Source organism: Bacillus sp. AF23 (assembly GCF_020861455.1).
In the GTDB taxonomy this organism is placed as follows: domain Bacteria; phylum Bacillota; class Bacilli; order Bacillales; family Bacillaceae; genus Bacillus; species Bacillus halotolerans.
Map to the genome: position 1 here is coordinate 1 of NZ_JAJHVY010000023.1, position 14,922 is coordinate 14,922.

Annotated in this window: 13 protein-coding genes, 1 tRNA gene, 2 pseudogenes and 1 riboswitch; of the genes and pseudogenes, 5 read left to right on the forward strand and 11 right to left on the reverse strand. The window is 42.5% G+C overall.

Features of this window, described 5'->3' with window-relative positions; all coding sequences use genetic code 11:
• Positions 1–66: 66 nt before the first annotated feature.
• Positions 67–143 (reverse strand) — tRNA-Arg (locus tag LNN34_RS13275).
• A gap of 336 nt (positions 144–479) precedes the next feature.
• On the opposite strand from LNN34_RS13275, the gene LNN34_RS13280 reads away from it, so the two are divergent.
• Positions 480–1,334, forward strand: coding sequence for a manganese catalase family protein (locus LNN34_RS13280; protein ID WP_059291851.1), 855 nt, complete (start codon positions 480–482; stop codon positions 1,332–1,334).
• 39 nt (positions 1,335–1,373) lie between these two features.
• Here the strand turns inward: LNN34_RS13280 and LNN34_RS13285 are convergent, their stop codons facing one another.
• The 8 genes from LNN34_RS13285 to LNN34_RS13320 all read right to left on the reverse strand — a co-directional run bounded on the left by LNN34_RS13285 (position 1,374) and on the right by LNN34_RS13320 (position 8,620).
• The gene (locus LNN34_RS13285; protein WP_229043608.1) at positions 1,374–2,462 is read right to left on the reverse strand and encodes a glycoside hydrolase family 26 protein; all 1,089 of its coding nucleotides are present in this window, start codon (positions 2,460–2,462) and stop codon (positions 1,374–1,376) included.
• 19 nt (positions 2,463–2,481) lie between these two features.
• Positions 2,482–3,429 (reverse strand): mannose-6-phosphate isomerase, class I, encoded by a 948-nt coding sequence (gene manA, locus LNN34_RS13290; protein ID WP_044161571.1) that lies wholly within the window; start codon positions 3,427–3,429, stop codon positions 2,482–2,484.
• Positions 3,426–4,325 (reverse strand): ROK family protein, encoded by a 900-nt coding sequence (locus LNN34_RS13295; RefSeq protein WP_106295877.1) that lies wholly within the window; start codon positions 4,323–4,325, stop codon positions 3,426–3,428. Before LNN34_RS13295 ends, manA begins: the two co-directional genes overlap by 4 nt.
• 28 nt (positions 4,326–4,353) lie before the next feature.
• Positions 4,354–5,067: a transcriptional regulator GmuR gene (gene gmuR / locus LNN34_RS13300; RefSeq protein WP_044161575.1), complete on the reverse strand. Its 714-nt coding sequence runs from the start codon at positions 5,065–5,067 to the stop codon at positions 4,354–4,356.
• A 150-nt stretch (positions 5,068–5,217) separates the two neighbouring features.
• Positions 5,218–6,615 (reverse strand): glycoside hydrolase family 1 protein, encoded by a 1,398-nt coding sequence (locus LNN34_RS13305; RefSeq protein WP_229043609.1) that lies wholly within the window; start codon positions 6,613–6,615, stop codon positions 5,218–5,220.
• Between the two features lie 18 nt (positions 6,616–6,633).
• Positions 6,634–7,959, reverse strand: coding sequence for a PTS cellobiose transporter subunit IIC (celB, locus tag LNN34_RS13310; protein WP_229043610.1), 1,326 nt, complete (start codon positions 7,957–7,959; stop codon positions 6,634–6,636).
• A gap of 17 nt (positions 7,960–7,976) precedes the next feature.
• Positions 7,977–8,309, reverse strand: coding sequence for a PTS lactose/cellobiose transporter subunit IIA (locus tag LNN34_RS13315; protein ID WP_024120395.1), 333 nt, complete (start codon positions 8,307–8,309; stop codon positions 7,977–7,979).
• Positions 8,309–8,620 (reverse strand): PTS sugar transporter subunit IIB, encoded by a 312-nt coding sequence (locus LNN34_RS13320; protein WP_024120394.1) that lies wholly within the window; start codon positions 8,618–8,620, stop codon positions 8,309–8,311. The genes LNN34_RS13315 and LNN34_RS13320 overlap by 1 nt, the downstream gene beginning before the upstream one ends.
• A 178-nt stretch (positions 8,621–8,798) precedes the next feature.
• A riboswitch (purine riboswitch) is annotated at positions 8,799–8,898 on the forward strand.
• A gap of 54 nt (positions 8,899–8,952) precedes the next feature.
• Between LNN34_RS13320 and pbuE the strand changes: the two genes are divergently transcribed.
• Positions 8,953–10,119, forward strand: coding sequence for a purine transporter PbuE (pbuE, locus tag LNN34_RS13325; protein ID WP_105955092.1), 1,167 nt, complete (start codon positions 8,953–8,955; stop codon positions 10,117–10,119).
• Positions 10,120–10,135: 16 nt separating this feature from the next.
• On the opposite strand, the gene LNN34_RS13330 is transcribed toward pbuE, so the two are convergent.
• Entirely contained in the window at positions 10,136–10,702 is a 567-nt protein-coding gene (locus LNN34_RS13330; protein ID WP_229043611.1) for a YdhK family protein, read from the reverse strand.
• Between the two features lie 220 nt (positions 10,703–10,922).
• Positions 10,923–11,900 carry an HD domain-containing protein gene (locus LNN34_RS13335; protein ID WP_044161585.1) on the reverse strand — a complete coding sequence of 326 codons (978 nt, stop codon included), beginning with the start codon at positions 11,898–11,900 and terminating at the stop codon, positions 10,923–10,925.
• Positions 11,901–12,017: 117 nt separating this feature from the next.
• On the opposite strand from LNN34_RS13335, the pseudogene LNN34_RS13340 reads away from it, so the two are divergent.
• The 3 genes and pseudogenes from LNN34_RS13340 to phoB all read left to right on the forward strand — a co-directional run.
• Positions 12,018–12,485: pseudogene (locus LNN34_RS13340) on the forward strand (GNAT family N-acetyltransferase); the annotation flags it as partial.
• Positions 12,469–12,948 (forward strand): annotated as a pseudogene (locus LNN34_RS22010) (DUF4944 domain-containing protein). The pseudogenes LNN34_RS13340 and LNN34_RS22010, both read left to right, overlap by 17 nt.
• A 545-nt stretch (positions 12,949–13,493) precedes the next feature.
• Positions 13,494–14,882, forward strand: a complete 1,389-nt coding sequence (phoB, locus tag LNN34_RS13350) for an alkaline phosphatase PhoB (protein ID WP_229043612.1) — start codon at positions 13,494–13,496, stop codon at positions 14,880–14,882.
• The last annotated feature ends 40 nt before the right edge of the window (positions 14,883–14,922 follow it).

The window sequence follows — 14,922 nt, forward strand, 5'->3', positions numbered from 1 at the left end:
AACTCACGACATCAGCTTGGAAGGCTGAGGTTTTACCACTAAACTACACCCGCATGTATATTATATTGGCGCGCCCGAGAGGAGTCGAACCCCTAACCTTTTGATCCGTAGTCAAACGCTCTATCCAATTGAGCTACGGGCGCTTATCGAGCGACTTAACTATCATACTATTAATTGATGTTAAAGTCAAGAAGTTTTTTTTGAATGTTTTTTCAAATCTTTTTGATTCGACTTTATCTATTATACACATTCTGAAGTGTTTGTAAACACCTTCGAAAAACTTTTTTATTTTTCATTTTGTTCTGCGCTGTTCATCAGCGACGTTTAATAATGTACCATGTGTTTTTTTATCGGTCAATACTTTTCTATACTTTTGTTTCATTTTTCTCATTTTCTTTTCAGCTATTGGTTAGTCCGTATAGTTTATCTAATTGTACAGATGATATAAAAAACAAAATAAATAAGAAAAGAGGCGTGTTATGTTTTACTACAAAGAAGAACTAATCAATATCATTAAACCCGATAAGCCAGATCCGGCCGCAGCTAAAGTACTGCAGGAAATATTAGGCGGACATTATGGGGAAATGCGTACAATGATGCAATATTTCTTTCAAAGCTCCAATTTCAGAGGAAAGCAGAAACAATATCGTGATTTGCTGCGCGGCATCTTCTTAGAAGAAATTGCCCATGTAGAGCTTGTGCAAAATACAATCAATGCTTTATTAGATGAATCAGGCGGTGCTGGAGTCGGCAGCCAGGGTATAGATCACGCCCCCCTTGATGAAGCAGTTAAACATGCTAACCCTCATCATTACATTATTGGCGCACAGAGTTCACTCCCGGTTGATGCGGGCGGCAATCCTTGGAACGCGTCGTGGGTGTATAATCACGGAAACTTAATCACTGACCTGTTGGATAACTTGTTGCTTGAGTCTACTGGTGTTCTCCAAAAAACAAGAATCTATGAAATGAGCTCTAATCAGACGTTCCGGGAAACACTCGCTTTTCTTATTGTTCGTGACAATGCTCATCAAAATGCTTTCGCTAAAGCGCTTGAGACTTTAGGTGTTGACTGGGCTAAGCTTTTACCAGTTCCGAATTACGACATTAATAAATATCCAGAGTGCAGAAAGTATGTTGAATTAGGCTACCATAATGTACAGTTTAACTTCAGATTAGATGAAACAAGAATTGCAGAGATCTTTCAAGGAAAATCTCCAAGCAGAAATGGCGGCGAGCTGCAAGTAACTGAACCTCCGGCTGGATTTCCTGTTCCGTTTCTTCCGGAAATGCCGAATGAACATAGTCCCGGCTTAGGGGATATGAACGCCTGATGATCAAAAGGTTCTCAAGGATATCCTTGAGAACCTTTTTTATTCAACTATAGGTGTTAATGTATTACCGTTCCACACTTCTCCCTTATTTAATGTCCAGTTATCATTGTAGAGAGATGAAGCGCCTTTGTTCACAGCCGGACTCCATTCATCATTCCATGCCAGAAAATAAGTCGTTTTAGGATATTTTTGTTTTATCGCACTCATAAACAGACTGTAATCAAAGCTGCCGTTTGCTGTTTGCGGACCAACTTCTGTGAAGGCAAATGGTTTATTAAGTGCTGTCAGCTGGTCGTATCCGCTTATCGAATATGGATCTTGAAAGTATGCATCTAACCCAACTATATCTACGTATGAAGCTCCAGGGTAAAAATCGGTTTTAAAATCTCGATTAGCGTCGGGAGAGTAAACCCACAATAAATGATCCAATCCTCTTTCGTCAGTCATATAATGATAGATTTTGATGTAGAGCTGTTTATATAAGTAGATTCTTTCATCATCCTTTTGATTATATGATGTAAGCCCCCACCAAAACCACTCGCCGTTCATCTCATGCAGCGGCCTGAACAGAACGGGCACGCCTTGGTTTTCCAGCTCTTGAAGCCCGTCAGCAATTTTGCTGAGCATGGCGTTCAGCCGCTTCCCCTCTGTTGTAGAAGAGTCTAACAGTTTTTTATACTGATCGTTGGTAATCGGTGTTTTATAGTGTCCTGACTGATAAGCAGGATTCGCTAGATGCAGACTGATCTGCGGAATCCCTCCGCTTTTCCAATACGAAATTAAATCACTGTTGCAGCTTACGTCTATAGACTCTTCAATGTTTGAGGTTTCAAGCCATCCCCTAGCGTAATCACAGCCGTAAATGGCAGGTGATTGTCCGGCTGAGCTTCGGATTCTTTCTGCTTCGGCCATGGAGAATGTGTCATGACTGTAACCGCCAAACGCACCGGAAAGGACTCTGTTTTCAGAACGATTCGGCAGGTGGGCGAGCCAATTCATCACATCTTTTGTTGTCTGCTGTGCTTTAGAATTAACAGGTGACACAGTATGTGCTTGGATCGGCTCAGCCAAAACGGCAGACGCAAATAAAAATACGATGAACAAACAGATGATAGGTTTCTTTAACACAGAAATTCCTCCGTTCTTATTAAGGATGAGATATGATCAGCTCGCAAGTTCCTTCTATTGAAAACTCGCCAAAATGGGCAGGCAAAATAAAGTGTGAGCCTTTATTGCATTCATACTGCACACCGTTGTTTTCTATTATCCCTGAGCCTTCGACAACACTGCACAGCAAATAGGTTTGAGGAGAAGGAAAAACCGGCTTGCCGCTGACATTCCATTTGTAAACTGAGAAATAATCTGACTGAACATAAGACGTAATCACGGCATCCTTCATTTCTTTTATCGCTGGTATTGGTTCAGAATCCGCATGCGGTATGTTTACGACTTCCATCGCTTTTTCTATATGGAGATCCCTTTTTTGGCCATGGTCATTACAGCGATCATAATCGTATACTCGATATGTGGTATCAGAATTTTGCTGAATTTCAAGGACGAGGGTGCCCTCACACAATGCATGCAGCGTGCCGCTTGGAACATAAAAGAAATCTCCCGGCTTTATGTTGATGCGCCTAAGCAGTCCGTTCCAATCACCGCTTTCTATAAGCTGTTTGAGTTCTTCCTTCGTGCTTGCATGATGTCCCAAAATCAGTTCCGCGCCTTCTTGGCAATCAATAATATACCAGCACTCTGTTTTTCCGAGGTCTCCGTTTTCGTGCACGATGGCATAATGGTCATCAGGATGCACTTGTACGGAGAGGTCCATGTTGGCATCAAGTACTTTCACCAGTAACGGAAACACGCTTCTTTGCGGAAAGCCGAAAAACTCCGGGCATTCTTTCCACACTTGATCTAGTGTTTTTCCTGCCAACCGGCCATTTTGAACAGTCGATGATCCATTGGCATGGGCCGAGACAGCCCAGCATTCACCCGTTTTTTCTGAAGGGATGCTGTAGCCGAATCTATCACGAAGCGCTGTGCCGCCCCATATCCTTTCTTTAAAAATCGGCTCTAAAAATAAAGGATGCTTCATGATGGAACCTCCCCGGATGCTTCTTCTGCTTTTAATGCCTGATCGGCTAAAACAAACGTTCCGATGATTCCGGCATTTCTGCCTAAACGGGGAGATACAATATACTCATTTATACTTTCTGATAATTCAGAAAAATTCAAGTAGCTGTTCATTATTTTAGGTACATATTGATAGATATAAGGGAACAGCTGACTCTGATTCATGACGCCGCCGCCAAGAATAATTTTTTTTGGTGCCAGGATAAGGATATATTGTGCCAGCGCCTGCGCAATGTAATATCCTTCAAGTTCCCAGACCTCATTAACATGTGATAAATCTGCGGCCTTTTTTCCCCATCGTGACTCTATAGCAGGACCGGAAGCCAAACCCTCGAAGCAATCCTTATGATAGGGACACTTTCCTTGATACATGTCATCCGGATGGCGGCGAATATAGATATGGCCCATTTCAGGATGTGATAATCCTTGCAGAAGCCGCCCTTCTATAATCGCGCCTGCACCAATGCCAGTGCCGATCGTGATATATAAGCAGCTGTCGAAGCCTTTAGCTGCGCCGAAAAGAGATTCACCGAGCGCCGCAGCGTTCACATCCGTACTGAATCCAGCAGGAATATTCATTTCTTCTTTTATCGTTTTCAAAAATGGATAGTGCCTCCAGCCTGGTTTAGGCGTGGCAGTAATGGTTCCATATGTTTTACTGTTTACATCTGTATCAACGGGACCAAAGGACCCGATGCCGATTGCCTGTAGCGAGAATTGGCGAAAATATTGAATGACTTTCTCTATCGTTTCATCCGGCATCGCTGTTGGTATCTCTATTCTGTCAATGATCGTTCCATCTTCTGTTCCGACGGCACATACAAATTTTGTGCCGCCTGCTTCAATACCGCCAAGCATGCAGATGGCCTCCTTGTTATCTCCGCGATCAGCGCCTTACGTTTACCGAAGTGACGACAAATTTGTCATGCCGATGACGTGAAAAGGAATATTCAAATGGAATTCCGTTATCTAAAAAGCCCACGTGCTCAACTTCAAGAATGGGATCATCCTGTTTGCAGCCCAGATGCTGCTGATCCATCTCATCAGATTTACAGGCTCTGATTTTCCGGTGCGTTCCGGCAATCTTTAGCTGGAGCCCGTTTGTAATGTGTTCATAAATAGAGTGGTGCAGCACCTCATCATTAATGCCGGGTATTAAGTGTGTCGGCATATATGTTTTTTCCAATACATATGGCTCGCCTTCCACAATTCGCAGCCGTACAACATAATAAACCGGCGTTTTCTGATCAATTGATAAATGAGCAGCCACTTCCTCAGTGGGAAATTGCACCTCGAACTGAATGACTTTGCTTTTGATTTTTTTGTCTTTTAACAAATTGGTCAGACCGAGGATTTCATTGCTGACGACATGGACATGATCATCCTGTATCGCAGATTGAATGATAAAGGTTCCGTGACCGCGTTTTCTGAATAACAGTCCTTCAGCAACTAAATTATCAAGAGCTCTTTTCATCGTCATGCGGCTTGAATTGAACTCTTTTGCAAGAGATACTTCATCGGGAATCGGCTGATCGATGGGATATACGTTATTTTTGATTCGTTTTCTCATTTCATTTGCAATGATTTCGTATTTATTCATTGGTATCCTCCGGCAGCTGTAAAAATTTCGATATCGAATAAACTTCTTTACGGATATCATAAGTTCTTTTTCCTGTTTCATCAATGTTATGGCTATTTGTTGTCTCTGTTAGGAATCTTGACCGCCGGAAGACCTTTTAGCTATAGCAACCTAAAAACCATTTTTCTCAGCAACCTCTTTGAACCATTTTCCGCTCTTTTTGACAGTTCTTTCTCCGTCTTTCTCCAGATTGACTGAAACAAATCCGTATCGGTTTTTATAAGCGTTTGTCCATGACCAATTGTCCATAAACGTCCATAAGTGATAGCCTTTTGCGTTTGATCCTTCCTGTATAGCGCGGTGAATCCATTTTAAGTGCTCTTTGATAAATTCAATTCGGTAGTCATCTTGAATCATGCCCTGTTCGTCTCTGAAACGCTCTTCCCCTTCAACCCCCATGCCGTTTTCAGAAATAAAGCACTCGATATTCCCGTAATTTTCTTTTAGATTGATCAGGATATCATAAACGCCCTTTTCGTAAATCTCCCATCCTCGATGAGGATTCATTTTGCGGCCCGGCATGACGTAAGGATCGAAATACCTGTCAGGCAAAAACGGCGCATCCGGATTTGGCAGGTGCTCTTTTGCTTTTACACGTCTCGGCTGATAATAATTGACACCTAATAAGTCAACCGTATGCTGTTTAATGAGCTCAAGATCCTCTTTCTCGTATTCAGGCATAAAGCCTTCAGTTTTTAAAATGTGTATGAGTTCTTTTGGAAACTCGCCTTTTACAGAAGGGTCTAAAAAAGATCGGTTAAAGAACGCATCTGCTATTTCTCCCGCTTTTACATCCGCCGGGTGGCTGCTTCTCGGATAGGATGGCGTCAAATTTAAGATGATGCCGATTTTTCCATCCTGCTTCATCTCTCTGTAAGCCTGAATGGCGCGGGCGCTTGATAACAACGTGTGAAACCCGACTTGAACGGCTTCTTTAAAATCTACCTTGTTCGGATAATGAAAATCATATAAATATCCGCCTTCTACCGGCACGATCGGCTCGTTATGGGTGAACCATTTTTTCACCCGATCGCCAAACAAACGAAAACAAGTTCTTGCATAGTTTTCATAAGCGTCCACCGTTTCTCTGTTTGCCCAGCCACCGAGTTTTTGAAGTTCCATTGGCATATCGAAATGAAACAAATTGACAAAAGGCTCTATTCCGTTAGCCGTAAACTCATCAATGACGCTGTTATAAAAGTCCGCGGCTTTAGGGTTGATCTCGCCTGTTCCGCCCGGTATTAACCGCGACCATGAAATCGACATGCGGAACGAGTTGTGGCCAAGCTCCTTCATCAGCCTGATATCGTCTTTATAGTGATCGTAAAATTGCGATGTGGATGCAGGCCCTACATGATCAAAAAAGCGATGAGGCTCTTTTTCAAACCAGTAATCCCAAATATTCTTCCCTTTTCCGTCTCGATCGGAGGCACCCTCCGTTTGTGTCGCTGAAGCGGATGATCCCCACCAAAAATCTTTCGGAAAACGATACTGTTTTGTTTGAGTCAAGTTCTCTCTCTCCTTCTGTCACATTTTGATGCTGTTATCATTTTGCTGTGCTGTTTCCTGAACAGCCTGTTCCTTTTCTTTCGCCAAATGTAATTTATCCATTGCTTTCAGGAACGGGAACCATATCACAAAGACAATCATCAGATTGACAAGCTGCATCACGCCGCCCATGATTGAGTTTGTCGCCATGATGCCATTAATAAATAGCGGGACCGTCCATGGGACCGTGACACCTGTTGGAGGCGGAACAAGCCCGGCGGACATAGCCAGATAGGTAACGAGTGTGACAACCATCGGCGCCAAAACCCAAGGCACAAGGATGATCGGATTCATCACAATCGGCAGTCCGAAGATAATCGGTTCGTTTACGTTAAAAATCCCTGGAGCAAGGCCGAGTTTTGATACTTGCTTCATCTGCCTGCTTTTCATGAATATAAGAATCGTAAATACAATTGCCAGCGTCATCCCGGTTCCGCCCATCCCCACTGTATAAATCTCCATAAACGGTTTTGAGATGATGTGCGGCACTTCTTTCCCCGCTGTGTAGGCTGACAGGTTTTCCACCTGCAGTGTATTCCAGATCGGGTCCATCACAGAGTTGATAATGATTTGCCCATGCAATCCGAAAAACCAAAGAATTTGAATGAAAAACACGGCAATCAGCGTCGGAATGATACCGCTTCCAAGTCCGACAAGCGGAGCCTGAATCGCATGATAAATGACATCATGCATGTTGGTTTTGAAAAGCTGAGTGACCAGAACGTTAATCAGCAAAAACACAGTCAATGTGATAAAAGCCGGAATAAGTGCGGCAAATGATTTTGCTACAGCCGGCGGAACCCCGGCAGGCATTTTGATCGTCAGGTTTTTTTGAACGATTCTTCTGTAGATTTCACCAGAAAGAAATGCCGTGATCATACCCAGAAACATTCCTTTGGCACCGAGGCGGTCTACCGGAATGACTCCGGTTATGGCATCTCCTGTTTCCGGCTGAACGATAAAAGGCGTCAGCAGCAAAAAGGAAACCAAAGCGATCGCACCGCCAAACACGGCTTCGACCTGATAGCTTTTTGAGAGATAATAGCCTATACCAAACACGACGAAGACAGACATAATCCCCATGGTCGCCGTAGACGCAATGCCAAAATTGGACTGAAACGATGTGAGCATTGAAGCATTCATGAATTTACTTAAAAACGGCAGGTTCGTTAACACCACAAAAATGGACCCGAATATCGTAAGCGGGAAGGCCAGCATAAACGCATCGCGCAACACCTGCAAATAACGGTTATTATTTAACCTCCCTGCAATTGGAACAAGGAACTGGCTGATTTTCTCGAACACCCTATCCACCCCGATTTTTATATATTCTTTGTTTTAAAGATGCCAAGCAGCTCTTTTACCAATTCTTTCATAGTCAATGTTGACATCAGGTGATCTTCCGCGTGCATAAGCAGCAATGAGAAATTGGCTGCCTCGCCGCTTGATTCTTTCTGTATCATTTGAAAGTGAATGTCATGGGCTGCAGATAGAGCATCCTCAGCCTGGGCAATAAGGGCATCTGCCTCCCCCCTGTTTCCTTCCTTGTAGGCGCGCAGTGATTGAATGATGCAGCTGCGGGCATTGCCGCTGTGGAGAATAAGCTGAAAGCTGATTTGTTCGTCTGTTAAATCGGTGATTTTTATCTGCTCCATCATTGTTGCCCCATTAATGACAAAGCCTGTTCATAAGCTTTTTTGCCATCAGCCATTCCGTAAGCCATCATGTCAATGACCTCAACCCGAATGTTGTATTGGTCGGCTTCTTTTTGCAGTTCGCTTTTCAGAAAGCTCATTTGCGGGCCGATTAAAACCGCATCTGCCTTTTGCATATCTTCTTTCGCTTTATCCTGGCCGACTGCCCAGATCTCCGCTTCCTCTCCGATGGATTGCGCGTATTCTTTCATTTTTGTCACCAGCAAACTGGTGGACATTCCCGAACTGCACGCCAGTAAAATTTTCTTCAATGGATGACCCCCCTCTTTTATTTAAAACGCTTACAAAATTTATTATAGTCAATTAATTTTAATTGTCTATACTTTTATAAAGATAAATATATTCATATTTTTCAGTTCAACTATTTATCAAATTTTTCTATGGAAGATTCGCTCACAATATGTTAAACTCATCCTCGGAAACTAAATCAATTAAATAGCTATTTTTACTTGTATAACCTCAATAATATGGATTGAGGGTGTCTACCAGGAACCGTAAAATCCTGATTACAAAAATTGTGTATCACTTTTTTTGTAATCAGGATTTTTTTATTTGTCAAAAAATTTATGTAAAGGAGTTTGTTATGAATTTTAAAGTTTTTCTGCTTGCAGCTTCTACAATTGCAGTCGGATTGGTTGAGTTAATTGTGGGTGGGATTCTTCCTCAAATCGCAAATGATTTACACATTTCCATTGTTTCGGCCGGACAGCTGATCAGTGTGTTTGCACTGGGATATGCTGTTTCAGGGCCGCTGCTTTTGGCAATGACCGCGAAGGTTGAACGGAAGCGTTTATATTTAATTGCGTTATTTGTTTTCTTTTTAAGTAACCTTGTTGCCTATTTCAGCCCTAATTTTGCGATGCTGATGGTATCAAGGGTATTGGCGGCGATGAGCACGGGGCTGATTGTTGTGCTTTCCTTGACAATTGCGCCGAAAATTGTGGCGCCTGAATACAGAGCCCGTGCAATCGGCATCATTTTTATGGGATTCAGTTCTGCCATCGCATTAGGTGTGCCGCTTGGAATATTGATCAGCAATTCCTTCGGATGGCGCATTTTGTTCCTTGGCATCGGGCTTCTGGCGCTTGTCTCTATGCTGATTATTTCGATCTTTTTTGAGAAGATACCGACGGAGAAAATGATTCCATTCCGGGATCAAATCAAGACAATTGCCAATGCAAAAATCGCCAGCTCGCATCTTGTGACGATGTTTACATTAGCGGGGCACTACACTTTATATGCTTATTTTGCCCCGTTTTTAGAGACGACTCTCCATCTAAGCTCTTTCTGGGTCAGCATTTGCTATTTCCTTTTCGGAATATCTGCCGTGTGCGGAGGTCCTTTTGGAGGAGCGCTTTCTGACCGGCTCGGTTCCTTTAAGAGCATCTTGCTGGTGACCGGTTCCTTCGCCATCATTATGTTCTTATTGCCGCTGTCAACGTCGTCTATGATTTTCTTTTTGCCTGTTATGGTCATTTGGGGATTGCTGAGCTGGAGTCTGGCTCCCGCACAGCAAAGCTATTTAATTGAGATTGCACCGGACACGTCTGACATTCAGCAAAGCTTTAATACGTCTGCGCTGCAAATCGGGATTGCCCTTGGTTCAGCCATTGGCGGTGTTGTATTGGATCAGACGGGGACTGTTGTGTCAACAGCTTGGTGCGGAGGATCGATTGTTGTGATCGCCGTTCTGTTTGCTTTATTTTCTTTAACAAGACCTGTTCATACCGTAAAAAAATCCTCCTTGTAAAGGGAGGATTTTTTCATTATTTAGCTGAAAGCTCGTCTTCAGTTACCCACTTATGATTTTTCACTTTTTCTCCGCTTGTTGTCGATGTATAGTCCACCATGTATACCGTTGTTTTTTCTGCAGAGTCGATTTCAGCAGTTGCTCCCTTCATGCCTTTCATGTGAGAAGCCTCTAAGATCGCCTGATCTCCGGGGTTGAGGGGTTTATCTCCTGCATCTTTTATCTCTTCTTGAATCACCCATTTGTGATGATCAACTCGCTGTCCTCCGGTTGTCGGTGTATAAGAAACAACATATGCCGTTGTATCGAATGCGCCTGTAACTGTTGCTTCGGCGCCCTTCATCCCTTTCATATGAGAAGCATTAATGATGACCTGGCTGCCTATTTTATATTTAGGATGTTTCGATTCTGTTAATCCCTCTGGAACTTCAGCAGATCCGGAATGATCCATTTCTTCGTGTGAGCCGGAGTCCGAATGACTTTCATGAGTGCTTTCTTTTTTGCTATCGCTATTGCCGCATGCTGATAAAACAAAAATAAGTGACATCAATAAAATTCCAAGTGCCTTTTTCGAAATCTTCATGTTCATTCTCCTTTGCTTCATTTTTTGGTGTGAATGTAATCCGCAGAAACAGAATGGCCTTCACATCTGCCTGTCAGACATGATCTTTCCAATAATACTATACCCCCGAACGGTATGTAAATGCGCTGATATTCTCATAAAATATACTGCTGTTTGTCCTATTCCCCGTGATCCGCAGAATAAAACGCGGAGGATAAAAGCCGCGGTGGCGCGGCTTCGGTTAGTTTTTGATTACTTTGACATACACGCCTTTTTTTGCTTTCTGATATGCGGCCTCTCCCATTTTTCTGATGTTTTCAGATACTGATGAGGATGTGATCCATTCATTATGATGGAAAACAGAAGGGTCGATGAGACGCATTTTCTTTTTTCGATGAAAATCGTAATGAATGTCATCCTCTTTTACTTGTATGTGAGGATGTATTTTTTCAAGCAGTCTCCGTACTTCTTCATTTTCTGATGAATGCAGGATGTCTAACACCTCTTGGTCTGTTTTCAGCAAATCTTCGGCGGCGATGACATTGTGCTGCAGCGCAGCCTTCAGCGTTCGCGCTAAGTATTCATATCCATATACATTCACTGGGTTCATAAAGAAATCGATTACTTCCTTGTAATACACCCGCACGAACCATTCGGCTGTTGCGATACCATCTGGAAACACCCTTCCGTTTCTCACAATGAGGCGATCTAAAAAGATTTCTGCTTCGCGGAGCGTGATCTTTCCATATTGATACATGTCTCGCAGCGTGTAGTCTATGCGATCAGCACACAGCTCCGGTGCGGGCTGTTCGAGCAGTGTCCATCTTGTATCATTTAATAAAAGATCGTCGGCATCATAACCGTGTTTTTTTAGAATGCCAGGGATCTCGGATTGGTCAATGACTTGTTGAAAAATGTTTTCATGATAATCTTCCGCTTCATTTTCAAATACAAAATCGATTACATGAGAAAATGCTGTGTGCGACACATCGTGGAGAAGACCCGCGATCTGCTCTTCTATGGTTCCCCCCAGCCTTTTGATTAGAAGCATAACGCCAATGGAGTGCTCATACCGGGTCACATTCCACTTTGGATTGACTAAAAAGCTGGCGCCGCCTTGATAAACCCCTTTTAATCTTTGCACGGGTACGCTTTTTATGAGTTCTTCCAGTACTCCGTCTATTTGATGCCTGCCGTAAAGCACATCGTTTATTTCCATACTGTCACCTCAAAATCTATTTTCTTCTTTCTATTTTTTGTATATATTGTTAGTAAACAAAAGAAAGAGGTCAAGATGAAGATCATCCCAAAGTAAAGAGTTAGCTAAGCAAATAGGACTGATTTCTTTGCCGCGCATTGGGTACGCCTAGATGAAAATGTCCAGCTATACATTTCAATGTGTTGAATTGGCCGGTTATGATGCTTTAGATGAGAATGGGGACATCATCGGTTGATTACATACATTATAGATGGAAAAGACTGCAATATTTTTTCATTGGATAGTCTGATTGAAAAGAAAGGAATTGCATAACATTGCTGAGAAAGGCTGAAGAAACAGCCAAGCTATGGCTGTGTAAACGGATAAAGCTCATCACAACAAATGATAACATACATACGATGGCATTTTACCAAAAGCAAGGGCTATTGATTCACCGCATTGTTGCAAAACGCAGTTGAAAAAACAAGGCGGATCAAACCGGAAATTCCCGAAAAAGCTGAAAACGAGATTTTGATTCGGGATGAAATTCTTTTTTTCAAAGGAAATTGTTTTAGGATAGGAGTTTTTTATGTCTCATCATTATAAATACCCGCTTATTTTTTTTATGCGCTTTTTGCGGTGATATATTTTGAATATCAATTCATTCATCAGGCCAGATTGGAATACCCAAATTACATAGGAGAAAGCAAGAACAAACATTGGGAAGACGTTTTTGCTAAGAACGAAGATGCGCCAAATGAATACAGCGGCAATCTTTATTGGATTAGTGATCAAGCTAAAGCAGACAACACATATTTGAAATCGCTCATTGTGAAAAAAGATGACGAGGTGCTGCTCCATTCTCATACAGAAACACCGATAAGTGATTATTCCGGCGGCAGTTTTCCGTGACGGAAGCCAAAAAGAGAAGTCTGTCTCTTTTTTGGCACCCATAGATGAAACGGAGCTTAATGGGCATGACTCATCTGTTGAAGTGATATGGAAGCAGGGTAAGCAACATTTTGATACCGTTTTTTCGCTTGATGAAAAAACTTTATTTCATCATTAAAGATTCACAATCTGGAGTCCGGCCCGAGCCATAGTGGTTGCTGGATAGAAATAGCCAACAATATATTTAGCTAGGGCAAAGACAGTACCTGTAAAAATCGGGGAAGTCAGTTGCACCGAGTACACTTTCAAACGTCTCATTGGCTGTCTCCCCTCCTCTTTCAAATACCAATAATAGGAATCCAGTTTTATTTTTTTTGCAGAAATGACTCCTTCCGTATAAAAACGATTTTCTCGTAATAACTTAATGTATACGAATCATCCCATACTTTTCGAAACCGCGCTAATCGAAAACATCTGATTAATCCTCTCTGAATTAAAAACAGCTCACACAAAATCTAGGGAAGAAGAAAGATAGAAAGAACCTGTCTGAAATTCCTTTTTGCTTTCCAATTGATAAACAATAATCAACTTCTTACAGTTCCCTTTTCCACCATAGTTAGTCATCTTGTAAACTCAATCTTTAAAATCGATTAATACTAGCTTAACACTTTAAAAATATAATGGGTTTGTCATTGAGGATCATATTTTTAGGAGGTTATTCAGTTGAAAAAATTCCCGAAGAAGCTGCTGCCTATTGCGGTGTTATCATCTATTGCGTTCAGCAGCCTAGTCAGCGGCAGCGTGCCTGAAGCCAGCGCCCAGGAAAAGAAAAAGGGGAATCAAAACGAAATTAAGAATGTCATCGTCCTGATCGGTGATGGGATGGGTGTGTCTTATACGTCCGCTCACCGTTACTTAAAGGATAATAAAAAGACAAAGGTTGTTGAGCCTACAGCTTTTGACCAATTCCTTGTCGGCCAGCAGACGACTTACCCTGAAGACCCTGAACAAAATGTAACGGATTCTGCTTCTGCCGCAACGGCTATGTCAGCTGGGGTTAAAACATATAATAATGCAATTGCAGTGGATAATGACGGTTCAGAGGTCAAAACAGTTCTTGAAGCGGCAAAAGAAAAAGGAAAATCGACCGGCCTTGTCGCCACTTCAGAGATTACTCACGCCACTCCGGCTTCTTTCGGCTCACATGATCACAGCCGGAAAAACATGAATTCTATTGCAGACGATTATTTTGATGAAATGGTCAACGGCAAGCACAAAATCGATGTCCTTCTAGGCGGAGGAAAAAGCAATTTTGACCGCAAGGACCGTAATTTGGTAAAGGAATTCAAAAAAGCGGGATACAGCTATGTGGATAACCGCAAGGACATGCTGAAAAACAAGGACAGCCAAGTTCTCGGCCTATTCGCTGACGGCGGCCTGCCTAAAAAGATCGACCGCACGAAGGATATTCCTTCATTAAAAGACATGACAAACACAGCTCTCAAAAAATTAAGCAAGGACAAAGACGGTTTCTTCCTCATGGTTGAAGGAAGCCAGATTGACTGGGCGGGGCATGACAATGATATTGTCGGCGCCATGAGTGAGATGGAAGACTTTGAACAAGCCTACAAGGCAGCGATCGATTTCGCTAAAAAAGACAAGCATACATTGGTTGTCGCAACGGCTGACCACTCAACCGGCGGGTACTCCATCGGTGCGGACGGCATTTACAACTGGTTCAGTGAGCCAATTAAAGCGGCAAAACGCACGCCTGACTTTATGGCAGAAAAAATCGCCGGCGGCGCAGATGTTGAAAAAACATTAAAAACGTATATTGATCAAAAGAAATTAGCTTTAACAGCATCTGAAATTCAATCTGTTGAAAAAGCGGCAAAATCGAAGGAAGTCCTTGATATCGATAATGCGATTGAGGAGATTTTCAATAAACGCTCCCACACAGGATGGACAACAGGCGGACATACCGGCGAGGATGTTCCTGTCTATGCGTACGGACCGTCCAATGAGAAGTTTTCCGGCCAAATCGATAATACTGAAATCGCCAAAAATGTTTTCGACGCTTTACAATACAACATTAAGATTAAAGATAAGTAGGAGAATACAAGGTGTCCCGTTGCTTGTATAAGGAACGGGC